General features: G+C 68.7%; 23 protein-coding genes. 14 read left to right on the top strand and 9 right to left on the bottom strand.

What is annotated here, in order from left to right; all coding sequences use genetic code 11:
• Positions 1-11: 11 nt before the first annotated feature.
• Both ACFVDO_RS05100 and ACFVDO_RS05105 read right to left on the bottom strand, forming a co-directional pair.
• Positions 12-251 (bottom strand): zf-HC2 domain-containing protein, encoded by a 240-nt coding sequence (locus ACFVDO_RS05100; protein ID WP_378859457.1) that lies wholly within the window; start codon positions 249-251, stop codon positions 12-14.
• Positions 248-928, bottom strand: a complete 681-nt coding sequence (locus tag ACFVDO_RS05105; protein WP_378859458.1) for a sigma-70 family RNA polymerase sigma factor — start codon at positions 926-928, stop codon at positions 248-250. The genes ACFVDO_RS05100 and ACFVDO_RS05105 overlap by 4 nt, the downstream gene beginning before the upstream one ends.
• Before the next feature lie 51 nt (positions 929-979).
• On the opposite strand from ACFVDO_RS05105, the gene aroA reads away from it, so the two are divergent.
• The 3 genes from aroA to bcp are packed head-to-tail and all read left to right on the top strand — an operon-like array spanning position 980 to position 3,859.
• Positions 980-2,305 (top strand): 3-phosphoshikimate 1-carboxyvinyltransferase, encoded by a 1,326-nt coding sequence (gene aroA, locus ACFVDO_RS05110; protein ID WP_378859459.1) that lies wholly within the window; start codon positions 980-982, stop codon positions 2,303-2,305.
• On the top strand, positions 2,302-3,345 hold the full coding sequence (gene rsgA / locus ACFVDO_RS05115) for a ribosome small subunit-dependent GTPase A (RefSeq protein WP_378859460.1): 1,044 nt from the start codon (positions 2,302-2,304) through the stop codon (positions 3,343-3,345). Before aroA ends, rsgA begins: the two co-directional genes overlap by 4 nt.
• Positions 3,346-3,382: 37 nt before the next feature.
• Complete coding sequence (gene bcp / locus ACFVDO_RS05120) at positions 3,383-3,859, top strand: thioredoxin-dependent thiol peroxidase (protein WP_378859461.1); 477 nt, start codon at positions 3,383-3,385, stop codon at positions 3,857-3,859.
• On the opposite strand, the gene ACFVDO_RS05125 is transcribed toward bcp, so the two are convergent.
• Positions 3,860-4,258 (bottom strand): hypothetical protein, encoded by a 399-nt coding sequence (locus tag ACFVDO_RS05125; RefSeq protein WP_378859462.1) that lies wholly within the window; start codon positions 4,256-4,258, stop codon positions 3,860-3,862.
• 202 nt (positions 4,259-4,460) lie between these two features.
• Here ACFVDO_RS05125 and ACFVDO_RS05130 point away from each other — a divergent pair, with 202 nt between their 5' ends.
• A complete protein-coding gene (locus ACFVDO_RS05130) occupies positions 4,461-4,709 on the top strand; it encodes a WhiB family transcriptional regulator (RefSeq protein ID WP_116241334.1) in 249 nt (82 codons plus the stop codon).
• 78 nt (positions 4,710-4,787) lie between these two features.
• On the opposite strand, the gene ACFVDO_RS05135 is transcribed toward ACFVDO_RS05130, so the two are convergent.
• Both ACFVDO_RS05135 and ACFVDO_RS05140 read right to left on the bottom strand, forming a co-directional pair.
• A complete protein-coding gene (locus ACFVDO_RS05135; RefSeq protein WP_378859463.1) occupies positions 4,788-6,260 on the bottom strand; it encodes a sensor histidine kinase in 1,473 nt (490 codons plus the stop codon).
• 32 nt (positions 6,261-6,292) lie between these two features.
• Complete coding sequence (locus ACFVDO_RS05140; RefSeq protein WP_378859464.1) at positions 6,293-6,679, bottom strand: Rv3235 family protein; 387 nt, start codon at positions 6,677-6,679, stop codon at positions 6,293-6,295.
• A 149-nt stretch (positions 6,680-6,828) separates the two neighbouring features.
• Here ACFVDO_RS05140 and ACFVDO_RS05145 point away from each other — a divergent pair, with 149 nt between their 5' ends.
• Positions 6,829-7,425 carry a hypothetical protein gene (locus ACFVDO_RS05145; RefSeq protein ID WP_378859465.1) on the top strand — a complete coding sequence of 199 codons (597 nt, stop codon included), beginning with the start codon at positions 6,829-6,831 and terminating at the stop codon, positions 7,423-7,425.
• A gap of 54 nt (positions 7,426-7,479) precedes the next feature.
• Here the strand turns inward: ACFVDO_RS05145 and ACFVDO_RS05150 are convergent, their stop codons facing one another.
• Positions 7,480-7,758, bottom strand: coding sequence for a helix-turn-helix domain-containing protein (locus ACFVDO_RS05150; RefSeq protein ID WP_378859466.1), 279 nt, complete (start codon positions 7,756-7,758; stop codon positions 7,480-7,482).
• Positions 7,759-7,855: 97 nt separating this feature from the next.
• Between ACFVDO_RS05150 and ACFVDO_RS05155 the strand changes: the two genes are divergently transcribed.
• Both ACFVDO_RS05155 and ACFVDO_RS05160 read left to right on the top strand, forming a co-directional pair.
• The gene (locus ACFVDO_RS05155; RefSeq protein WP_378859467.1) at positions 7,856-8,476 is read left to right on the top strand and encodes an SAF domain-containing protein; all 621 of its coding nucleotides are present in this window, start codon (positions 7,856-7,858) and stop codon (positions 8,474-8,476) included.
• Positions 8,473-9,705: a CpaE family protein gene (locus ACFVDO_RS05160; RefSeq protein WP_378859468.1), complete on the top strand. Its 1,233-nt coding sequence runs from the start codon at positions 8,473-8,475 to the stop codon at positions 9,703-9,705. The genes ACFVDO_RS05155 and ACFVDO_RS05160 overlap by 4 nt, the downstream gene beginning before the upstream one ends.
• Here the strand turns inward: ACFVDO_RS05160 and ACFVDO_RS05165 are convergent.
• Genes ACFVDO_RS05165 through ACFVDO_RS05175 form a run of 3 tightly spaced genes read right to left on the bottom strand, consistent with a single transcriptional unit; the run spans position 9,653 to position 12,595 of the window.
• A complete protein-coding gene (locus tag ACFVDO_RS05165; RefSeq protein WP_378859469.1) occupies positions 9,653-10,879 on the bottom strand; it encodes a pyridoxal phosphate-dependent aminotransferase in 1,227 nt (408 codons plus the stop codon). The genes ACFVDO_RS05160 and ACFVDO_RS05165 overlap by 53 nt on opposite strands.
• Before the next feature lie 15 nt (positions 10,880-10,894).
• A complete protein-coding gene (locus tag ACFVDO_RS05170; protein ID WP_378859470.1) occupies positions 10,895-11,575 on the bottom strand; it encodes a GntR family transcriptional regulator in 681 nt (226 codons plus the stop codon).
• 57 nt (positions 11,576-11,632) lie between these two features.
• Positions 11,633-12,595, bottom strand: a complete 963-nt coding sequence (locus ACFVDO_RS05175; RefSeq protein ID WP_378859471.1) for a carbamate kinase — start codon at positions 12,593-12,595, stop codon at positions 11,633-11,635.
• 142 nt (positions 12,596-12,737) lie between these two features.
• Between ACFVDO_RS05175 and ACFVDO_RS05180 the strand changes: the two genes are divergently transcribed.
• From ACFVDO_RS05180 to ACFVDO_RS05210, 7 genes are all read left to right on the top strand, one after another.
• Complete coding sequence (locus tag ACFVDO_RS05180; RefSeq protein ID WP_378859472.1) at positions 12,738-13,679, top strand: DUF2877 domain-containing protein; 942 nt, start codon at positions 12,738-12,740, stop codon at positions 13,677-13,679.
• Entirely contained in the window at positions 13,676-14,977 is a 1,302-nt protein-coding gene (locus ACFVDO_RS05185) for a purine-cytosine permease family protein (RefSeq protein WP_378859473.1), read from the top strand. The genes ACFVDO_RS05180 and ACFVDO_RS05185 overlap by 4 nt, the downstream gene beginning before the upstream one ends.
• Positions 14,974-15,582, top strand: a complete 609-nt coding sequence (locus ACFVDO_RS05190; protein ID WP_378859474.1) for an ankyrin repeat domain-containing protein — start codon at positions 14,974-14,976, stop codon at positions 15,580-15,582. The genes ACFVDO_RS05185 and ACFVDO_RS05190 overlap by 4 nt, the downstream gene beginning before the upstream one ends.
• Positions 15,583-15,602: 20 nt before the next feature.
• On the top strand, positions 15,603-17,153 hold the full coding sequence (gene fdrA / locus ACFVDO_RS05195; protein WP_378859475.1) for an acyl-CoA synthetase FdrA: 1,551 nt from the start codon (positions 15,603-15,605) through the stop codon (positions 17,151-17,153).
• The gene (locus ACFVDO_RS05200; RefSeq protein ID WP_378859476.1) at positions 17,153-18,577 is read left to right on the top strand and encodes a DUF1116 domain-containing protein; all 1,425 of its coding nucleotides are present in this window, start codon (positions 17,153-17,155) and stop codon (positions 18,575-18,577) included. The genes fdrA and ACFVDO_RS05200 overlap by 1 nt, the downstream gene beginning before the upstream one ends.
• Positions 18,574-20,205 carry a hypothetical protein gene (locus tag ACFVDO_RS05205; protein WP_378859477.1) on the top strand — a complete coding sequence of 544 codons (1,632 nt, stop codon included), beginning with the start codon at positions 18,574-18,576 and terminating at the stop codon, positions 20,203-20,205. Before ACFVDO_RS05200 ends, ACFVDO_RS05205 begins: the two co-directional genes overlap by 4 nt.
• Before the next feature lie 85 nt (positions 20,206-20,290).
• Complete coding sequence (locus tag ACFVDO_RS05210; protein WP_378859478.1) at positions 20,291-21,781, top strand: cytosine permease; 1,491 nt, start codon at positions 20,291-20,293, stop codon at positions 21,779-21,781.
• Positions 21,782-21,802: the final 21 nt, after the last annotated feature.

Consider the following 21,802-nt stretch of genomic DNA (forward strand, 5'->3'; position numbering starts at 1 on the left):
ACCGACGGACGTCAGTGCGCGGCGGCGGTGCGCAGTCGCGCGAGGACCTGGTCGCGCAGCTCCTCGGGAGCCGCCTCCTTGCAGGCCCGAGCGACGACCTCGGTCAGGGTCTTGGCGACAAGAGCCTCGTCCCGGCAGGACGGGCAGTTGTCCAGGTGCTCGCGGATCTCGCCCTCGGACGTCTTGCAGACCTCCGAACGCAGGTACTCCTCAAGGTCGCGACGCGCCTTGTCACAGCCGCAGTCCGTCATTTCGTGCTCCTCGTTCCGGCCGCCGCGATCCCTCGCTCGGCGGCATAGTCAGCCAGCAGCTCCCGCAGCATGCGCCTGCCACGATGCAGGCGGCTCATCACGGTGCCGATGGGCGTCTTCATGATGTCGGCGATCTCCTGATAGGAGAATCCCTCGACATCGGCCAGGTACACGGCGAGGCGGAAGTCCTCGGGCACCTGCTGCAGCGCGTCCTTGACGACGGATGCCGGCATCCGGTCGATCGCCTCGGCCTCGGCCGAGCGGCCGCGGGTCGCGGTCGTGGACTCGGCCCCGCCGAGCTGCCAGTCCTCGAGGTCGTCGATCGTGCCCTGGAACGGCTCGCGCTGCTTCTTGCGGTAGATGTTGATGTACGTGTTCGTGAGGATGCGGTACAGCCACGCCTTCAGGTTCGTCCCCTGCGAGAACGTCGCCCAGGAGCCGAATGCCTTGACGAAGGTCTCCTGCACGAGATCGGCGGCGTCCGCCGGGTTGCGCGTCATGCGCATGGCAGCAGCGTAGAGCTGATCCATGTACGGGATCGCCTGCTCCTCGAAATCGCGTCGAGGGTCGCGCGCAGCAGCGTCGTCAGAAGAGGTGTCATCCATCACCGGCCAGTCTAGGCCGGTGCCCCAGGGGTCCACGATGGCGATGTCATCGCGCTCCAGAGTCGAGAGCATGCCGCCCCTCCTCTCCGATCACGTCGGGGCCGTTCACTAAGGTTGGAACCGATGAGCGCTGCAAGGTATTCCACCTCCCCCGTGACGGGTCGGTATTCCGCGCCCGTGGCCGCAGGGCCGATCGTCGCGACGCTGACGATTCCCGGCTCGAAATCGCTGACCAACCGCGAGCTCGTGATCGCCGCGATCGCCGACGGACCGGGCCGGCTGCTGCATCCGCTGCACTCCGACGACTCCCGCCGCATGATCGATGCGCTGCGCGCGCTCGGCGTCGGGATCGAGGAGGTCGAGGGCGACGGCGAGTTCGGCCCCGACCTCGAGGTCACCCCTGCACCGCTGGCCGGAGGCGAAGAGATCGACTGCGGCCAAGCCGGGACGGTGATGCGCTTCATCGCCCCGCTGGCAGGCCTCGCCACGGCCGATGTGCCGCTCACCGCGCACGAGAACGCGCTGCATCGCCCGATGGGTGCGATGATCCACGCGCTGCGCGACCTCGGGGTCGACGTCGACGACGAGGGCACCTGGTCGCTGCCGTTCACGGTCCGCGGCCATGGGCACATCCGCGGCGGAAGGGTCGAGATCGACGCATCGGAATCGAGCCAGTTCGTCTCCGGCCTGCTGCTCGCCGCACCCCGGTTCGATGTCGGGCTGCACCTCGTGCACACCGGCGAGCACCTGCCGAGCCTGCCGCACATCGACATGACGATCGAGGCGCTGAGCACCCGGGGCATCCGCATCGAGCGTCCCGCCGCGGGCGAATGGCTGGTCGAGGCCGGCGTGCCTCGCGCGAAGCAGATCGCGATCGAGCCCGACCTGTCCAATGCCGCGCCGTTCCTCGCCGCCGCACTCGTCACCGGCGGCGAGGTGTCCGTCACCGGCTGGCCGTTGCATTCCACCCAGCCCGGCGCCCTGCTGCCCGACATCCTGCGCGCGATGGGCGCGCACGTGTCGCGCCACTCCGGCGTCCTCACGGTGCGCGCCGGCGAGGGCATCCGCGGCCTGGAACTCGACCTGTCGGCCGCCAGCGAGCTCACTCCCACGATCGTGGGACTGGCGGCGTTCGCCGACGGCCCCACGACCATCCGCGGCGTCGCGCACATCCGCGGGCACGAGACGGATCGCATCGCGGCACTGGTCGGCAACCTGCGCGCGCTCGGCGGCGAGATCGAAGAGCTCCCCGACGGCATGCGGATCACCCCGGTGCAGCTGCGCGGCGGCGAGTGGCCGGCGCATCACGACCACCGGATGGCGACCACCGGCGCCCTGATCGGACTGCGCGTGCCGGGGGTGGAGATCGACGAGATCGGCACCACCGCGAAGACACTGCCGGAGTTCACGCAGCTCTGGGAGCGGATGCAGGAGGGCGCGGGCGCGTGAGCTGGCTGGGCGCTGACGATGACGAGGACGAGCTCGACGAGTTCGATGAGTCCGACGTTCGGGTGCGTCCGAACCCCAAGGCCAACCGGCCCCGCACCAAGCGTCGTCCCGCACACGAGGACGCCTCGATCGGCCGCGTGCTCGGCGTCGACCGCGGCCGCTACAGCGTGCTGGTCGGCGAGGGCACCGAGAAGGAGCACCTGATCACCGCCGCGCGTGCCAGAGAGCTGCGCAAGAAGCCGATCGTCACCGGCGACCGGGCCCGGGTCGTCGGCGACCGCTCGGGCGACGAGGGGACCCTCGGCCGCATCGTCGGCATCGAGGAGCGCAGTTCGCTGCTGCGCCGCAGCGCCGATGACACCGACCAGGTGGAACGGGTGATCGTCGCGAACGCCGACCAGATGCTGGTCGTGGTGGCCGCAGCCGACCCCGAGCCGCGCGAGCGACTGGTCGACCGCTACCTCGTCGCGGCCCTGGATGCCGGCATCCGCCCCCTCCTCGTCGTGACCAAGACCGATCTCGCCGACCCGGCTCCCTTCCTGGCGCACTTCGACGGGCTGGACGACCTGCGCGTGTTCACCAGCGCCCGCGGGCAGATGCCTGTGGATGAGATCGGAGCCGCCCTCGTCGGGCATTCCACGGTGTTCGTGGGGCACTCCGGCGTGGGCAAGTCCACTCTGGTCAACGCCCTGGTGCCCAGCGCGGGGCGCGCCACCGGGCACGTCAACGAGGTCACCGGCCGAGGCCGGCACACCTCGTCGTCGACGGTCTCGCTGCGCTACCAGGGCGCGGACGGACGCGGCTGGGTGATCGACACCCCCGGCGTGCGCTCGTTCGGTCTCGGCCACGTCGATCCTGTGAACATTCTCGCGGCCTTCACCGAGCTCGCGGCGATCGCCGAGGACTGCCCTCGCGGGTGCACGCACCTGCCGGATGCGCCGGACTGCGCGCTGAACGAGGCCGCGGCATCCGGCGAGCTCGGCGAGGCCGGCCGCGGGCGCCTGGACTCCCTGCAGCGACTGCTGCAGACCTTCGGCTGACCGCCGGGCACCCCGACCCCGCCGATAGGCTGGAGTCATGACTGCGACGCGCCTCGAGGCGGGCACCCCGGCCCCCGACTTCTCCCTGCTCGACCAGGACGGGAAGACCGTCTCCCTGTCGGATCTGCGGGGGAAGAAGGTCGTGCTGTACTTCTACCCCGCCGCGATGACGCCGGGCTGCACCACCCAGGCCTGTGACTTCCGGGACAGCATCTCGTCGCTGCAGGGCGCGGGATACACCGTCGTCGGCGTCTCGCGCGACGAGCCCGCGAAGCTGAAGAAGTTCCAGGAGCGCGACGGACTCACCTTCGAGCTGCTCAGCGACCCCGACCACGCCGTGCACGCGGCCTACGGCACCTGGGGCGAGAAGATGAACTACGGCAAGGTCATCGAGGGCGTCATCCGCTCGACCTTCGTGCTGGACGAGAACGGCGTCATCACGCTGGCGCAGTACAACGTGAAGGCCACAGGCCACGTCGCCCGGCTGCGGAAGACGCTCGGGATCGATTCCTGATCAGCCCCTGCCCTGTACCCTCGGGTCGCTGCGGCCGTCGTTGCGCGACGCGAGGATCAACAGCACCAGGCACACGGCGCCGGGGACTCCGACGGCGATCGTGAACAGCCACGGGACTGGCTGCAGCGTGAGGGAGGAGAGCCCGAGCGCCACGGCCAGCACCTGGAACACGATCGCACCGGAGCGTGCCCAGGACAGGCGCCTCAGCACCCCGAACGCGAACAGCACGAGTCCCACTGCGACCAGCAGCGTGAGCACGACCAGGCCGAGACCGGACGGCGTCGAGCTGACGTTGCCCGCCCCCAGCTGGACGAGTTCGATGATCGAGATGATGCCGAGGGCGATGCCCTCGAGCACGAGCAGGATCGCGGCGAGGAAGGCAGGACGGGATGCGCGCACGAGCACTCCTGAGGAATCGGATGTCAGAAAACCCTTGATTTCACGGTTTCCATGTAACAGAATAGACAAAGCCATGTGCTCCCACAGCGGCGTGGGGCGAGCAATCGCTCGCATCTCACCAGGGTAGCGGACCCCCGAACCGCCGCCCGCATCGAGTGTCGCAACCGCGTACTCGAACCAGATCCCATACCGAGGAGCCCCCATGGATTGGCGCGACAAAGCCGCCTGCCTGACCGTCGACCCCGAGCTGTTCTTCCCCGTCGGCAACACAGGTCCCGCCGTCGACCAGATCGAAAAGGCGAAGGCCGTCTGCGCCACCTGCACCGTCACCGAGATCTGCCTGCAGTACGCCCTTGAGACCGGACAGGACTCGGGTGTCTGGGGAGGTCTCTCCGAAGACGAGCGCCGCGCTCTCAAGCGCCGCGCCGCGCGCGCCCGTCGCGCCGGCTGAGCGCTCGCACACTGAGCCACTGACGCCGCCGCCCGGATTCCGGACGGCGGCGTCTTCGTGTGTGTCGGACGCCGTGCGTCAGGCCTTGATCCAGCGCAGCGGCACGTCGATGGTCACCTCGGTGCCCTCGCCGTCCTCACCCTTCCACTCGATCGTGCCGCCGAGCTCGCCCTGGATGAGGGTGCGCACGATCTGCGTGCCGAGCCCCTGCCCCACCCGCCCCTCGGGCAGCCCGTGCCCGGTGTCTCGCACGACGACGCGCAGGTTCTCGGTGGTCCGGTGCGCCTCGATGGTCACGACGCCCTCCTGTCCGGCGAGACCGTGCTCGACGGCATTGGTGACCACCTCGGTGAGCGCCAGCGCGAGCGGCGTGGCGTACTCGCTGGGCAGCACGCCGAACCGGCCGCTGTGCTGTGTGCGCGCACGGGTGTTCGGCGCGGCGGCGACCTCGGCCACCAGTTTCAGCACGCGTGCGAAGACCTCGTCGAAGTCCACCGTCTGGGACAGGCCGCTGGCGAGGGTGTCGTGCACCACCGCGATCGACTCAACGCGGCGCATCGCCTGGGTCAGCGCGTCCCTGGCGTCCTCGGAGTGGGTGCGGCGGGCCTGGATGCGCAGCAGCGAAGCGACCGTCTGCAGGTTGTTCTTGACCCGGTGATGGATCTCACGGATGGTCGCATCCTTGGTGATGAGCTCCTGCTCCTGGTGGCGCAGCTCGGTCACGTCTCGGCACAGCACGATCGCGCCGATCCTCGTGCCGTGATCCTTGAGCGGGATCGCGCGCAGCGACACGGTCACGCCGCGCGCCTCGATGTCGGTGCGCCACGGCGCTCGACCGGTGACGACCACCGGCAGCGATTCGTCGACCTGTCTCGACGGCGGCACCAGTCGCGTGGTGACCTCGGCGAGGGACTCGCCCTCGAGCTCGTCGTCGAACCCCATCCTGTTGAACGCGGACAGCGCGTTCGGGCTGGCGAAGGTGGTGATGCCGTCGACGTCGATCCGGATCAGGCCGTCCGACGCGCGCGGAGCACCGCGACGCGGCGAGGTGGGTGCGGCGAGGTCGGGGAACTCCCCCGTCGCGATCATGCGGAACAGATCGTTCGCGCACTCGTCGAAACTGATCTGCTGGCGCGACGGCATCCGAGCCTCGCCGAGGTTGGTGTGCCTGGTGATCACCCCGAGGACGACGCCCTGCTGGCCGCGTCGCTCGATCGGCACCGCGCGCACACGCGTGGGGATCTCCTCGAACCAGTCCGGAGAGGAGGAGTCGATGATCTCGCCGGTGTCGAACGCCGTCTGCACCTGGGTGCGCCACTGCGGCCGCACCCGCTCACTCACGATGTCACGGTAGAACAGCGTGGCCGCGCCGCTGGGCCGGGAGTGCGCGATCGCGATGAACGACCCGTCGGAGGTCTGCACCCACAGCACGATGTCGGCCGATGACAGGTCGGCGAGCAGCTGGCCGTCTCCGGCGAGGCGGTGCAGCCATTCGACGTCTGCATCACTGAGGAGGCCCTGGGCGTGGACGAGATCACTGAGCGTGGACACCCTCCCAAGAATAGGGTGCACGGCCCCGGGAATCAGAGCACGGCGAGGGATGTCGCGCGCCAGCGCCCGTCCAGCCCCTCGAGACGCACGGCGACGGCGCGCACGCGCCCTGGCCCCGCCACGACGAGCGTCGCCTCGAGCACGTTCTCCGCAGGAGACGAGTGCCGCAGCGACAGGATGCGGAAGACCGGCCGTGTCGCGGGCGTGCCGCGGGCGCTCCGTGCCCGCGCGGCGAGATTGGATCGGACGACCAACTTGCGGAAGGAGTCCTCGTTCAGCCACCGTGCGAGCTGCTCGACCTCACGGACCCCAGCGAGGACTTCGAGCACGCCCTGAGCGAGACCTCGGAGCAGCGGCACCGGGTCGGGCAGCGCGTCGGCCGGTGTGTGCTGGGGCGCGAAATACTCCTGCGCGATCATTTATCGTCCTCGATCCATGCTGCGTGGTGTCCTTGCCCCAGCGCGAACCCCAGGAAAGTAGACCACGAATGTTCGAACTCGGGAAGCATCTGCACGCAGGTCTGTGGATAACCCGTACCCGCCCACCCGCACTCCCCTAACCTCGGAGTGTGGAATGGGATCATCTCTTCGACGACCTCGAGGGACAGCTCGCCTCCGAGTGGGAGGCGGAGCGCGCCGCACTCGACGCCGAGTCCGAGCGGCTCCGCATCTCGAGACTCGACCTTCATGATCGGCTGCGCGCACTCTGCTCCCAGGCATCCGTCGTCGCCCTCGGCCTCGGCGACGGCGAGCGCCTGCACGCGACGGCGCGCACGATGGGCGCCGACTGGATCGCCGTCACCCCTCAGAACGACGCCCGCCCCACGATCGTCCCGATCTCCGCGATCACCGCTGTCGACACCGACCACGGCAGCCTGCTCGGCAGCCTGGATGCGAGCGCTCCGCTGGCGCCGCTGCGCGCCAGGATGACCCTGGGCTTCGTGCTGCGCGATCTCGCACAGCGACGCGTCCCCGTCTCCCTCGCGCTGCGCGACGGCGGGCTCCGGCACGGCACGATCGATCGAGCCGGGGCCGATCACCTGGACATCGCGCTGCACGACCTCGGCGAGCCCCGCCGGACCTCGGCCGTGCACGGTTTCCGGATCGTACCGTTCTCGTCGTTGCGATGGGTGCGTGCGGAACGGTCTGGCACTCGGATGCCCTGATCCGGCGCGGCTCCGTGTGCGCGGTGCGCGGATGCGGGCGGCGGATGCCCGGGATCAGCGCTGAATGCGCGGCGACGGACCCCAGACCTCTGGGAAGCTCGCGTTCTCGGACTGGTGCCAGAGCGCCGTGCGGCGCGCAGCCTCGGTCTGGTCCTCGAGATAGTCGTTCACACTTGCCTCTTCGACCCTCCAGCGCGGCGGGGAACCGAGCTGCGCACCGCGCAGCCGCCCTTCGTGGACGAGCGCGATGACCTCTTCGACCGGGACGGCGAGGAGCTCGGCTACCTGGGCGGGTGTCAGGTAGCGCGGGGCGGACGGGGCTGCTTCGGGCATTGCTCCATTCTTGCGCGAACAGCGGGTCGAGGGACAGCGCCGGAGCGCCTGTGGATAACTTTCGAGGCGTTCTTCCGGGATCTGTGACGATGTCCTCATGACGACGCACTCGCGCACCCGCCGCTCGTTCTTCGCAGACGCGCGGTTCCTCATCGGCATCGCGCTGGTCATCGCCTCGATCGCCGGCGTGTGGCTGCTGGTCGGCGCGGCCAGGCAGACGACGCCGGTGCTGCAGGCATCGCGGACGATCGTGCTGGGCGAGCCGCTCGGGTCGTCGGACTTCCAGGTGGTCGAAGTCGGTCTCGGGGCCCTCACCGGCGACTATCTCGCCCCGCAGGACCTGGAGCCTGGCATGATCGCGGCGCGCACGATCGACGAAGGGGAGCTCGTGCCGCGATCCGGCGCGACGGATGCCGATGACGGCCGCACCACGACGATCGTGATCACGAGCACGGGTGCCATCCCCGCCGGCGTCAAGGCGGGCAGCACCGTGGAGCTCTGGCAGGCGCCGCCCAGCAAGGACGGCCGCTCCTTCGGCGATCCCCGCATCCTCGTGCCCGATGGCGTCGTCGCGTCTGTGGCCGAGCCGGAGGGCATGCTCAACGACGCCCGCACCGACGTCGAGGTGGTCATCGATCGGGCGGATGTCGCTGACGTGCTGTCCGCGATCACCGGTGGATCGGCACTATCCGTCATCCCGGCAGGGCCGGCCGAATGACCGCCGTCGTCGTCGCCCTCGCCGACGAGGAGCGCGCACGGGCCCTGGCCGCCGAGCTCGAGCTCGAAGACGTCACGATCCTCTCCGTCACCGCGCCCGACGCGATCGTCCCCGCCGACCTGCATGCAGCCGATGCGCTCGTCATCACCCCGTCGCGCCGGTGGATCACCGGTGACCTCATCGCCGTGTGCGACCGCGCGGCGGTGCGGATCGTCGCGTTCGGCGATGGGGAGGAGCGGCTGCTGGCGCGGCACGGGCTCGCTCCGGCGCTCCCCGAGGACACTCCCGGCTGGCGCATCGCGGAAGCGCTCGTCGCCGAACGCCCCGACACGCCGCCCGCGGCGGCGGATGGGCGGGCGTCGCGTGTGATCGCCGTATGGGGCCCGCACGGCGCCCCCGGCAGGACGACGCTGGCCATCCAGCTCGCCGTCGAACTCGCGCGCGCCGCACGACGCACCGCACTGCTCGACGCCGACACCACCGCCCCGTCGGTCGCCATGCAGCTGGGGCTGGGCGACGAAGCGCCCGGTCTCGCCGCCGCCTGTCGTCGTGCGGAGCTGGGCAGTCTCGACAGCGCGGAGCTGTCACGACTCGCAGTGGCGCTGGAGACCTCGGCAGGACCGATCGACGTGCTCGGCGGATTGAACCGCCCCTCGCGGTGGCCCGAGCTCGGCGCCGCGCGCATGCACGGTGCGCTGACCGCCTGCCGCGACTGGGCGGAGGAGATCGTGGTCGATGTGTCCGCCTCGTTCGAGGAAGAGGAGGACGACTATGATCTCGCCGCCCCGTCACGCCACGCCGCGACGGCGGCCGCTCTGCGCGAGGCCGATGCGATCATCGCCGTGACCTCGGCCGATCCGGTCGGCGTCAGCAGATTCGTGCGAGGGCACGCCGAACTGCGGCACCTGGTCGGCGCGACGCCGATCACTGTCGTCGCGAACTCCGTGCGCCCTGGTCCGCTCGGCATCGACGCCCGTGGCCAGATCCGCAGGACGCTCGACCGGTTCGCCGGCATCGACGACGTGCAGTTCCTGCCCTACGATCGGCGCGCCACGGATGCCGCGCTGCTGCGCGCCCGCCCGATCGCCGACGTGCTGCCGCGATCCGCGCTGGTCGCCGCGGTGCGCCGACTCGCCGCGGGACTCACCACGCGGGAGGCCGGCGTCCGCGAGCCCGCTACTGCCGGTAGCTCGAGAGGAAGTTCCCGAGCCGTTCGATGGCGGCGCTGAGAACCCGGGGTTCGGGCAGCGTGACCAGACGGAGGTGATCCGGCGTCGACCAGTTGAACCCGGTGCCCTGGACCAGCAGGATGTGCTCCGAGACGAGCAGGTCGTAGACCAGGCGCGCGTCGTCGCGGATCTCGTGCACGTTCGGGTCCAGGCGCGGGAACGCGTACAGCGCGCCCTGCGGTTTCACGCAGCTGACCCCGGGGATCGACTCCAGGCCCTGCCAGGCGATGTCGCGCTGCTCGTGCAGGCGCCCGGTGGGGGCGATCAGCGCGTCGATCGACTGCACGCCCGACAGCGCTGCCTGCATGGCGTACTGCGCCGGCACGTTCGGGCACAGTCGTGTGGAAGCCAGCAGAGTGATGCCCTCGAGGAACCCCTGCGCGTGATCCTTGGGTCCGGTGACCACCAGCCATCCGGAACGGTAGCCCGCCACGCGGTATGTCTTGGACAGCCCGTTGAATGTCAGGCAGAGCAGGTCGGGTGCCAGGGTCGCGGTCGGGATGTGCACGGCCTCATCGAACAGGATGCGGTCGTAGATCTCGTCGGAGAGCAGCAGCAGCTGGTTCTCGCGGGCTATCTGCACCAGCCCTTCGAGCACCTCGCGGGAGTACACGGCGCCGGTGGGGTTGTTCGGGTTGATGATGACGATGGCCTTGGTCTGCGGCGTGATCCGCGAGCGGATGTCCTCCAGATCGGGGTTCCATCCGTTGTTCTCGTCACAGCGGTAGTGCACCGGGGTGCCGCCGGCGAGCGAGGTCATGGCGGTCCACAACGGGTAGTCGGGTGCCGGGATCAGCACCTCGTCCCCCTCATCGAGCAGTGCCTGCATCACCATCGTGATCAGCTCGGAGACGCCGTTGCCGAGGTACACGTCATCGGGATCGAAGCGCGGGAAGCCGGGGATCTGCTCATAGCGGCTGACCACCGCACGGCGCGCGGAGACGATGCCCTTGCTGTCGCTGTATCCGTGCGCCGTCGGCACGGCCGCGAGCATGTCGTGCACGATCTGGTGCGGAGCCTCGAAGCCGAAGATCGCCGGGTTGCCCGTGTTCAGCTTGAGGATCTGGTGCCCCTCCGCCTCGAGCCGTGCCGCCTCGACCAGTGCCTTGCCCCGGATCTCGTAGAGAACGTTCTTGAGCTTCGAGGACTGGTCGAAATGGCGAGGAGGGGTCATCGCAGAATCCTAGCGCTACGAGGCGACCGCTCCCGTCGCGGGGGTCTCGATGTGCAGGGCCTGCGCGTGTGCGGTGCGCTCCCGGCGACTGCTCTCGATGTGCGCGAGGGCGAGTGTCGCGGCGCGCTCGCCGTCGCGATCGCGGATCGCCTCGTAGAGGGCGACGTGCTCCTCGGCGATGTGCCGCAGGTCGTCGTGCTGGGAAAGCGCCCAGCGCAGTCTGCTGCGGATGCTCTGCATGAGGTCGGTCAGCAGCATGTTGTCCGCGAGGTCGGTGACGATCTCGTGGAAGTCCGCCGCCGAGCGACGTGACACGACGCGGTCCTCGACCTCTGCGCTGGCTCGCTCGTTCTCCAGGGCCCGGTGCAGCCGTTCCAGCCCCTCTCTGCGATGCCGCTGCGCAGCGAGCCGGAACGCCAGGGGCTCGAGCACCTCGCGCACCTCATCGAGGTCGGCCAGATCGTGGTCGGTGAACTCCCGCACGACTGCCCAGGTGCGGGGACGGAGCTCCACGAGCCCCTCCCCCTCGAGCACCTTCAGAGCGTCGCGCACCGGAACGCGGCTCACGCCGAACTCCGCGGCGAGGTCGCGCTCGATCAGACGGCTTCCCGGCTCGCGGACGCCGTCCAGGATCGCATCGCGCAACCACGATGCGACCCTCGTCGACTCCAGCATGCGTTCCTCTGCTCCGCTCACGGCTTCATTCTTCCAGAGTGACCGGGCGTTTCCCGGTCACTCGGCCGGAACAGGGACTCAGGCCTTCTTGGATGCCTTGCCCTGCACGTCCTGCACCCACACGATTCCCTCGTCCAGCGTGGGGACGATCTCGGTGCCGATGCGGCGCGCGAGCAGGTCGTCCAGGCGGTCCAGCGGGCCGATCAGAGTGCGGCCGCCGGCACGCGCGACGCGGATGGCGGCGTCGATCTTGGGCTGCATCGAGCCCTCGGCGAACTTCATGGCCGCCACGGCGTCGACCGACGCGGTGAGGATGTCACGCTGCTCGGGTGTGCCCCAGTTCTCGCTGACATAGTCGCCGTCGGTGAGCATGATGAGCGTGTCGGCACCGATGTCGGCGGCGAGTGCCGCGGAGGCGAGGTCCTTGTCGACCACGGCCTGCACGCCGATGTGGCGCCCCTTGGAATCCTCGCGCACCGGCACGCCACCGCCCCCGACGCAGACGGCGAGGCTGCCTGCCTCGAGCAGACGACGGATCAGCGGCGCCTGCACGATCGAGAGCGGATTCGGCGAGGGCACGACGCGGCGGAATGCGTTGCCATCCTTCGCGATGGTCCAGCGGTACTCGGCGGCAGCCTCGGCCGCGTCATGCGCGGAGTATGTCGGGCCGATCAGCTTGGTCGGGCGGGCGAAGGCCGGGTCGGCCTCGTCGACGACGGTGGTCGTGATGATGCCCGCGACCTCGCGCTCGCCGTTCAGCGCATTGGAGAGCTCCTGCTGCACGACGTAGCCGATCATGCCCTGGGTCTCGGCGCCGAGGATGTCGAGCGGGTACGCGGCGACATCCTGGTAGGCGAGGTTCTGCAGGGCGAGCAGACCGACCTGAGGGCCATTGCCGTGCGTGATGACCATCTCGTTGTCGCGAGCGAGGTTCGCCAGCGCCTCCATCGTGGACTTGACGTTGGCCCGCAGGTACTCCGCGGTCATCGGCTCTCCGCGGCGGGCGAGGGCGTTGCCTCCGAGTGCCACTACGACGCGCATGCTGTTCTCCCTTGTCGAGGTCTTCTGGTATCCCGCATTCCGGGATGGTATTCCATTTCGTTAAATGGTATACCTGAAGTAACACAACGTAAAGATGCTCCGCCCCGCACATCCACGGGAGGGGCATCCCGGAGAGAAGACGATGACCCCCGTCGCTGTCCCGGTCGCCCTCGCTGCGACCAGCTGGGATCACGCGCTTGCGGAGACGCTCTCAGGAGCCGCCGAGCGCGCGTTCGCCGATGCCACCCTCGGCACCGTGCATTCCGTGCATCGCCGCGTCGTGAACGTCCTCTTCGGCGACTCGCTCGTCGCGATCGCGGATGACGCGCTCGATGATGCGCCGGCCACGATCCGCGTGTCGCTGAGCGACTGGGACTCGCGCGGCATCCGCCAGGACTCCCCCGTCGTCGCCCGCGCCGATCGGATCGAGTTCACCGACGCCCCCGACGCGCCGGCACTCTCGCTCTCCGGCGCGACGCGCTGGGAAGCACCCCGCGCCGATCTCTCCGCACTCACAGCCAGAGGCTTCGCAGACGCGCTCGACGTCCTCGACCTGCTGCCCTCTCCTGCCCCGGTCACCGCGTTCGGCCTCGCGGCCGACGGCCTGCTGCGCACGCGCATCGGGATGCTGCGGATCGCGCTGCTCGACGCCGATGACGAAGCCGTCCGCACAGCGGCATCCGCCCTGATCGGCCTCGGCGAGGGACTCACCCCCTCCGGCGACGACGTCCTCACCGGGCTCGCCCTGCTCGCCGCTCAGGACGGGATGCTGCTGACCCGGTCCCTTCCCGCCCTGTCCGACGCGATCAACGCCGGAACCGCACGCACGGGCCTGCTCAGCGCGACCACCATGGTGCATGCGGCGGCCGGTAAGGGCCGGCAGAGTCTGCACGACCTGATCGCGGCCGTGCGCGCCCGCGACGCCGCCGCCCTGCGGCGCGCTGCGTACCGCATCCTCCAGATCGGCCACACCTCTGGGGCCGACATCCTCACCGGCATCCGTCTCGCGCTCGACGTCGAGCGCGAGACGCGCAGCGCCGGAAGCACGTTTCCGCAGGACGACGAGAAGAAGGAGCAGTCATGAGCGACACCACGACGGCCACCGAGGCGACTGCTTCGGCCGAGTTCGAGCACGAGCCGGTGCCCCTGAGCCACCGCAAGTCCCTCTACACCGTCTCGGCGGTGTGGTTCGGATTCCCGATGATCCTCACCAACGCCGTCCCCGGCGGCCTGGTCGTCGCGATGCTCGGGTTCTGGCCGGGAGTGGGAGCGATCCTCACGGCGAACGCGATCATGTTCGTCTACGTGAGCCTGCTCAGCTGGCGCGCCGGCCGCACCGGGAAGAGCTTCTCGCTGCAGGCCATCGAGACCTTCGGCACCGCCGGATACGCGATCGCGTCCGGGTTCCTCTCCACGGTCGTCGTCGGCTGGTTCGCCTTCAACACCGGCGCGACCGGCGCCACGCTCAGCGAGGCGTTCGGCTGGAACGAGATGCTCGTCGCCGCGATCGCCGGCATCGTCTTCATCGCCGTCACGTACCTCGGCATCCGCGCGCTGTCGGTGCTCGGCACCATCGCCGCGCCGCTGTTCATCATCGCCGTCGTCATCGCGATGGTCATCGCCGCGCAGACCAACGACTTCTCCGCCGTCTTCAGCTACGCGGGTGAGGACGTCCCCAACCCGATGACGTTCGGTGTCGCGGTCACCGCGATCATGGCGACCTTCGCCGACTCCGGCACCATGACGGCGGACTTCACCCGCTGGGCCAAGAACGGCAAGCAGGCCGTGCTCGCCACCGTCACCGCCTTCCCGATCGCGAGCCTCGTGGCTCAGCTCAGCGGTGCCGTCTTCGTCGCCGCCGGCGCGATCGCACTGCCCGCAGTGAACGGCGGCAACTTCGCCCCGATCCTCACCGGCACCGGCAACCCCTGGCTGAACGTGTTCCTCGTGCTGTTCGTGGTGATCAATCTCGGCTCGGTCTGCACGCACTGCCTCTACAACGGCGCTCTCGGCTGGTCGCACCTGACCCGCTCCACGATGCGCCTGCTCACGCTCATCCTCGGCGTCATCGGCGTCATCGTCGCCGTGGCCGGCGCCTGGCAGTACTTCGCGAACTGGCTCGCCCTGCTCGGCGTCCTGGTGCCGCCGCTCGGCGCCGTGCTCATCGCCGACCAGATCATCCTCGCGAAGCGCAACGCCGGCCGCCCCGAGAAGAGGTTCCGCGGCAACGCACTGCTGGCCTGGGCCATCGGCGCCGCCGCCGCTCTCGTCTCGCACCTCTTCATCCCGGTGCTCTCGGACGCCGTCGTCGGCCTGGTGGTCGGATGCGTCGCCTACCTCGCTCTCGAACAGTTCTCAGCAAAGAAGGAGATCCACTCATGACCAGCACTCAGACCGCCGACGAGCAGTACCTCGCGGCAGCAGCGGCCGGCGATCTGGACGGCGTGCGCGCCGCCCTCGCCGCGGGCGCCGACAAGGATGCCGTGGACTGGGAGGAGGCGACCGCCATCCTGCACGCCGCCCGTGGCGGACACCTCGACGTCGTGCGAACGCTCATCGCGGAAGGCGTCGACATCGACGCCCAGGACCAGACCTGCGCCAACCCGTTCCTGTTCGCCTGCATCAACGACCGGCTCGAGCTCGTCAAGATCATGGCCGAGGCCGGCACCGACCTGAAGCGCCTCACCCGCATGGGCGGCAACGGACTCACCCCATCGGCCGAGAAGGGCCACCTCGAGGTCGTGCGCTACCTGCTCGAGAACACCCGCATCAACGTGAACCTCACCAACAACCTGGGCTGGACGGCTCTGATCGAGACCATCATCCTCGGCGACGGCGGTCCCGTGCGCCAAGAGATCGTGCGGCTGCTGCTCGCGCACGGTGCGAAGCCCGGGATGCCCGACCCGTGGGGCACCTCCCCGGCCGACCTCGCGCGCGAGCGCGGGTACGCCGAGATCGCCGCCATCCTCGACCAGGCCCAGGCCTAAGACCCTCCGAAAGGACAACGATGACCAGGCACATCGAAATCAGGAAGAACACCTACCTCGACTCGGTCTCGCTCATGTCGATGAGCACCAAGGCGAACGCCGTCGAGGGCGTCACCCAGGCACTGCTGGGCATGGCGACCCCGATGAACAAGGAGGTGCTCGCGAACGTCGGCGTCCAGGACGCCGCCGTCGACGAGGCCAAGCCCAGCGATCTGATGATCGTGGTGGATGCCTCGGAGGACACCATCGAGGCCGCGATCGCAGCCGTGAACGACATCCTCGCCCGCAAGGACAAGAAGGCCGGCGAGGCGCACGAGGTGCGCTACCGCACCCTCGACGCTGCCTTCGAAGACAACGACGACACCAACCTCGTGCTGATCTCGGTCAACGGCGCCTTCGCCGCTCGTGAGGCGCGCAAGGCGCTGAACGCCGGCAAGAGCGTCATGATCTTCTCCGACAACGTCTCGGTCGAGGACGAGCTCTCCCTGAAGAACCTCGCGCACGAGAAGGGCCTGATCGTGATGGGCCCCGACTGCGGCACCGCGATCATCAACGGCACGGGCCTCGCGTTCGCGAACGCCGTGCGCCGCGGGAACATCGGCGTCGTCGGCGCCTCGGGCACCGGCAGTCAGGAGGTCTCGGTCCGCATCCACGACTTCGGCGGCGGCGTCTCGCAGCTGATCGGCACCGGCGGTCGCGACCTCTCGACCGACATCGGCGGCATCTCGATGATCGACGGCATCAAGGCCCTCGACGCCGACCCCGAGACCAAGGTCATCGTGCTCATCTCCAAGCCGCCGGCAGAGGAGGTCGCCGAGAAGGTGCTCGCCGTCGCAGGTGCCGCCTCGAAGCCGGTCTTCGTCACCTTCCTGGGTTCCGACCGCGCCGAGTCCGGCCACGAGAACGTGACGATGGTCACCGCTGGCACCAAGCCGCTGGCTATCGCCGCAGTCGTGGCATCCGGCATCGACGAGTCGACTCTCGACAAGCACCCGCTGAACATCCCGCTGGTCGAGGAGGTGCGTGCCAAGCTCGCCCCCGAGCAGAAGTACATCCGTGGTCTGTTCTGCGGCGGCACGCTCTGCGACGAATCGATGTTCGCTGCGCTCGGCAAGTACGACAACGTGTACTCCAACATCCAGAAGAACCCCGCCTACAAGATCGGCGCGATGGATGCCTCGAAGGAGCACACCTTCCTCGACATGGGCGACGACGACTTCACCAACGGTCGCCCGCACCCCATGATCGACCCCTCGCTGCGTCTGCAGCGCATCGTCGCGGAGGCGGACGACCCCGAGGTCGGCGTCATCGCGATGGACTTCGTGCTCGGCTTCGGCTCGCACGAGGACCCCGTGGGCGTGACCATCCCGGCGATCACCGAGGCCAAGGCGAAGGCCGCCGCGCGCGGTCAGCACCTCGAGATCCTCGGCTACGTCCTCGGCACCGACCTGGACACCCCGGCGATCGGCGAGCAGGTGGCGAAGCTCGAGGCCGCCGGCGTGACCATCGCCTCCTCCTCCACCAACCTCGGGCTCCTGGCCCGTGAATTCGTCGCGAAGGGTGACAACTGATGAGCGTCAACGACCTGTTCTCCACCGACCTGAAGCCGGTCAACCTCGGCCTCGACATGTTCGCCGATGACCTGAAGACCCAGGGCGTCGAGCCCGTCCTGATGGACTGGACTCCGCCGGGCGGCGGCGACCCCGAGATCATCGCCGCGCTGAGCCGCCTCGAGGACCCGGCCATCGCGGAGAAGATCGACGCCGCCAACCAGGTCGCGCTGGAGCGCATCCTCGGTTCGCAGCCGTTCCTCGAGGGCTTCGGCCAGGCCATCGACACCGTCCCCGGCATGACGAAGACGACGATCCTGCACGCGGGTCCGCCGATCGAGTTCACCAGGATGTCCGGCCCGATGAAGGGCGCCGTCACCGGCGCGCTGGTGTTCGAGGGCCTGGCGAAGGATCTCGACGAGGCGTTCGACCTCGCGGCATCCGGCGAGATCACCTTCTCGCCCTGCCACGACCACGCGTCGGTCGGCTCGATGGCCGGTGTCACGAGCGCCAGCATGTACGTGCACAAGGTGCGCAACCGCACCTACGGCAACTACGCGTACACCAACCTGTCCGAGCAGCTGTCGAAGATCCTGCGCTTCGGTGCGAACGACCAGTCGGTGATCGACCGCCTGAACTGGATGCGCGACGTGTTCGGCCCGGTGCTCGCCGGCGCCATGGAGCTCAACACCGACGGCATCGACCTTCGACTGATGATGTCGCAGGCCCTGCACATGGGTGACGAGCTGCACAACCGCAACAACGCGGGCACCGCGCTGCTCATCCAGGCGCTCGCGCCCTACATCCTGGCGACGGACTTCACGACGAAGGAGAAGCGCGAGGTCTTCGACTTCGTCGCCTCCTCCGACTACTTCTCCGGCCCGACCTGGATGGTCACGGCTAAGGCGTCGCTCGATGCCGCCAAGGGCATCGAGAACTCCACCGTCGTCACCACGATGGCGCGCAACGGCGTCGACTTCGGCATCCGCGTGTCCGGCACCGGCGACCAGTGGTTCACCGGTCCCGCCCAGGAGGTCATCGGCCCGATGTTCGCCGGCTACACCCGCGCGGACTCCGGCCTGGACATGGGCGACTCCGCGATCACCGAGACCTTCGGCATCGGCGGCTTCTCCCTCGCCGCGGCTCCGGCGATCATCGCGCTGATCGGCGGCACCGTCGAGGACGCCATGAACACCTCGCGGTCGATGAACGAGATCACCACCGGCAACAACCCGAACGTGACCATCCCGTCCCTGGACTTCATGGGCATCCCCTCGGGCATCGACGTGCGCAAGGTGATGGAGACCGGCATCCTGCCGCTGATCACCACCGCCATCGCGCACAAGGATCCGGGCATCGGCATGATCGGCGCGGGCATCGTCAACCCGCCGGTCGAGGCGTTCCAGAAGGCGCTGCGCGCCCTCGCGGACACCATCAAGCCATGACGACCGTCGCCCCCGCCCCGGCCGCCGTCCACCTCAAGTGGTGGAAGAAGGGTGACATCGCGGCGTTCTTCGCGCTGTTCACCAACAACCTGACGAACATCATCACCTTCACCGCGCTGCTCACCATGGCGGGCCTGCCGGTGGGGATGGTGGTGGGACGGATCGCCCCGGCCTTCGGTCTCGCGATCCTGATCACCTCCACGATGTACGTGATGTTCGCCCGTCGGCTCGCGCAGAAGGAGGGCCGCGACGACGTCGTGGCCCTCCCCTCCGGGCCGAGCGCGCCATCGATCTTCACGGTCACGTTCCTGGTCATCCTGCCCGTCTACTCCACGACTCAGAACGCGGAGCTCGCGGTCGGCATCGGCCTGGTCTGGGGCTTCCTCGAAGGTCTGATCCTGTTCGTCGGCTCGTTCTTCGGAGACCTGCTGCGGCGTGCGGTGCCCCGCTCCGTGCTGCTGGCATGCCTGGCGGGCCTCGGCCTGCTGCTGCTCGCCATGAACCCGATGCTGCAGTCGTTCCAGTTCCCCGTGGTCGCGTTCATCGTCCTGGTGATCGTGTTCATGAACTGGTTCGGCCGCTCGCCGTTCCTCGGCAGGATCCCCACGGGTCTGCTCCTGCTGATCGTGGGCACCGCCGCCGCGTGGGCGTTCGGGCTGCAGACACCGGAGGCCGTCCAGGCCGCGCTCGTGCACGCCGGATGGCACCCGCCGCAGGTGTCGGTCGGCAACTTCTTCGAGGGCCTGCAGCACGCCGGTCCGTTCCTCGCGTCGGCCGTGCCGCTCGCACTGGCGAACTACGTGTTCGACCTGGAGAACATCGAGGCCGCCGAGGCCGCCGGAGACCACTACAAGGCCCGCCCGGTCATGCTGGTCAACGGCGGAGCGACGATGATCGGCGCACTGCTGGGCAACCCGTACCCCGTCACGGTGTACATCGGTCACACGGCGTACAAGGAAATGGGTGCCGGCATCGGCTACACGATGCTGAACGGCATCACGATGTTCGCCGTGGGTCTGTTCGGCATGAGCGCGCTGCTCCTGTCGATCGTCCCGATGGCGGCGATCGCCCCGATCCTGATCTACATCGGTATCGTCACCGCCACGCAATCGGTGCGCGAGACGCCGAAGGTCGAGCTGCCGGTGATCTTCATCGCACTCTTCCCGTGGATCGCGAACTGGGCGAACAGCCTGATCGGCAACACCCTGAAGGCCGCCGGCACGAACGTGGCCGAGGTCGGAGCCGACGCGCTGAACCATGCCGGCACCTACTTCGCCGGCATCGCATCGCTCGGCAACGGCGCACCGCTGTCGTCGCTTCTCTGGGGCATGATCGCGATCTTCGCGATCCGGAACAAGCCGATGCTCGGCGCGATCGTCGGCGTGCTCGCTGCGATCCTGTCGTTCTTCGGCATCATCCACGCCCCGGTTCCCGGTCTGCCTGCTGAGTTCGCATTGTCCGACACCCACGTGATGTTCCTGGTCGCATACCTGATGGTCGCGATCCTGTTCGTCTTCAAGTGGGTTCAGGACCGCGTCACGAAGGAGGCGGTCGCCTTCGGCCCAGGCGATGAGCTGACGCTGAGCAACGCCGTCGCCCCCACCCTGATTCAGGCGCCCGAGCGCTGAATCGCCCTCGGTGCGTCTGGGAGAGCACCGCTCCCGGACGCACCGGCAGAACCTCCAGCAACGGTGCAGAGAGAAACGGATGACCATGTCCGCACCCGCCATCGATCCGACGCTCGTCGACCCCGGCCCCGAGCGCATCGCCGAGTACTCGTCGCGCGGCTACGCCGATGACGTGCTCCCGATCCGCCCGAAGGACCGCACCTGGAGGACGACCCAGTTCGTCACGGTGTGGATGGGCCCGATCCACAACATCCTGTCCTACTTCACCGTCGTGGGATTCTTCGCTCTGGGCCTCTCGGCCTGGCAGGTCGTCGCGGCGATCATGACCTCCGCGGTCATCGTGTCGATCGGCTACGTGCTCAACGGCCAGGCCGCCGCCAAGTACGGGATCCCGTTCGCGATGCAGCTGCGCGAGGCATTCGGCCACAAGGGCGCGCTGCTTCCCACCTGGATCCGCGGCGTCATCGCCGGCATCGTCTTCTTCGGCCTGACCACGGTGTCGTCGGCGCAGGCCTTCGACGTGGTCTTCGAGACGATCTTCCCCGGCTTCGAGAACATCGGGAACGGCGCCGACATCCTCGGCCTGCCGATCCCGACCGCGATCTCGTACCTGATCACCTGGGTGATCACCGTCGCGCTGTTCCTGGGCGGGCAGAAGTTCCTCGGCAGGTTCAGCACCTGGGCCAACCCCGTCGTGTTCATCCTGATCGTGATCGCCGTGATCATGGCGGTCACCAATGCCGGCGGCTTCGGCGAGGTCTTCGCGTTCCAGGCCGTGCAGGCGGATGTCACCCCGCTGATCTTCATCAGCTGCGTGGCCGCGCTGGTGTCGAACTGGGCAGGTCCCATCGTCAACACCGGCGACTACACCCGCAACGCGACCAGCATGAAGGCCCCGGCCGTCGGCTTCCCGGTCGGCGTCATCACCTCGTACATCCTGTTCACGCTGGTGACCGTGTCGTTCATGGCCTCGCTGTCCGTGGCCACCGAAGGTCACTTCGACATCAACAGCCCCGTCGTGTTCGTCCAGGCCATCAACTCGATCGGCAACCCGTTCGTCGTGGTGTTCCTCATCCTCGCGATGAACGTCGGCGCGATCGCGTTCTGCGTGTTCGGCAACATGCTGCCGGCAGGGCTCCAGCTGACCGCGCAACTGCCGAAGGCGTTCACCGTCAACCGCGGTGCAGTCCTCACCGCGGTCGTCGGCACGCTGATCCTGCCGTGGGTGTTCCTGGAGACCACCAGCATCCTGTTCCTGTTCTACGCGTTCATCGGATCGATGTTCGGCCCGATCGCCGGCATCATGCTCGCCTCGTACTTCGTGGAGCGCAAGAAGACGCTGGACGTCGAGGGCATCTACGCCGACTACAAGGGCGGCCAGAAGGGATCGCTGCCGGCGTACAACTGGCGCGCCGTGGGCCTGCTGATCTTCAGCTTCGTGTTCACGATGCTGGGCACCGTGTTCACGAACATCGACTTCCTGGTGCAGGTGAAGAACATGGCGTTCTTCTCCGGCCTGATCATCGGGTTCGTCGGCTACACGCTTCTCACCCTCGCCGCGCGCAAGCGCGCCTGACCCCGCATCCGAAGGAGAAAG

Origin of the sequence: Microbacterium sp. NPDC057741 (genome assembly GCF_042798735.1) — a bacterium.
GTDB lineage: Bacteria > Actinomycetota > Actinomycetes > Actinomycetales > Microbacteriaceae > Microbacterium.

Bases quoted from the DNA above. Each gene is read 5' to 3' on its own strand.
- ACFVDO_RS05200 (WP_378859476.1), top strand. From the start codon at position 17,153: ATGAGCGTCAACGACCTGTTCTCCACCGACCTGAAGCCGGTCAACCTC.
- ACFVDO_RS05190 (WP_378859474.1), top strand. From the start codon at position 14,974: ATGACCAGCACTCAGACCGCCGACGAGCAGTACCTCGCGGCAGCAGCG.
- ACFVDO_RS05210 (WP_378859478.1), top strand. From the start codon at position 20,291: ATGTCCGCACCCGCCATCGATCCGACGCTCGTCGACCCCGGCCCCGAG.
- fdrA (WP_378859475.1), top strand. From the start codon at position 15,603: ATGACCAGGCACATCGAAATCAGGAAGAACACCTACCTCGACTCGGTC.
- ACFVDO_RS05155 (WP_378859467.1), top strand. From the start codon at position 7,856: ATGACGACGCACTCGCGCACCCGCCGCTCGTTCTTCGCAGACGCGCGG.
- ACFVDO_RS05165 (WP_378859469.1), bottom strand. From the start codon at position 10,879: ATGACCCCTCCTCGCCATTTCGACCAGTCCTCGAAGCTCAAGAACGTT.
- ACFVDO_RS05140 (WP_378859464.1), bottom strand. From the start codon at position 6,679: ATGATCGCGCAGGAGTATTTCGCGCCCCAGCACACACCGGCCGACGCG.
- ACFVDO_RS05205 (WP_378859477.1), top strand. From the start codon at position 18,574: ATGACGACCGTCGCCCCCGCCCCGGCCGCCGTCCACCTCAAGTGGTGG.
- ACFVDO_RS05100 (WP_378859457.1), bottom strand. From the start codon at position 251: ATGACGGACTGCGGCTGTGACAAGGCGCGTCGCGACCTTGAGGAGTAC.
- ACFVDO_RS05105 (WP_378859458.1), bottom strand. From the start codon at position 928: ATGCTCTCGACTCTGGAGCGCGATGACATCGCCATCGTGGACCCCTGG.
- ACFVDO_RS05130 (WP_116241334.1), top strand. From the start codon at position 4,461: ATGGATTGGCGCGACAAAGCCGCCTGCCTGACCGTCGACCCCGAGCTG.
- bcp (WP_378859461.1), top strand. From the start codon at position 3,383: ATGACTGCGACGCGCCTCGAGGCGGGCACCCCGGCCCCCGACTTCTCC.
- aroA (WP_378859459.1), top strand. From the start codon at position 980: ATGAGCGCTGCAAGGTATTCCACCTCCCCCGTGACGGGTCGGTATTCC.
- ACFVDO_RS05175 (WP_378859471.1), bottom strand. From the start codon at position 12,595: ATGCGCGTCGTAGTGGCACTCGGAGGCAACGCCCTCGCCCGCCGCGGA.
- ACFVDO_RS05160 (WP_378859468.1), top strand. From the start codon at position 8,473: ATGACCGCCGTCGTCGTCGCCCTCGCCGACGAGGAGCGCGCACGGGCC.
- ACFVDO_RS05185 (WP_378859473.1), top strand. From the start codon at position 13,676: ATGAGCGACACCACGACGGCCACCGAGGCGACTGCTTCGGCCGAGTTC.
- ACFVDO_RS05150 (WP_378859466.1), bottom strand. From the start codon at position 7,758: ATGCCCGAAGCAGCCCCGTCCGCCCCGCGCTACCTGACACCCGCCCAG.
- ACFVDO_RS05180 (WP_378859472.1), top strand. From the start codon at position 12,738: ATGACCCCCGTCGCTGTCCCGGTCGCCCTCGCTGCGACCAGCTGGGAT.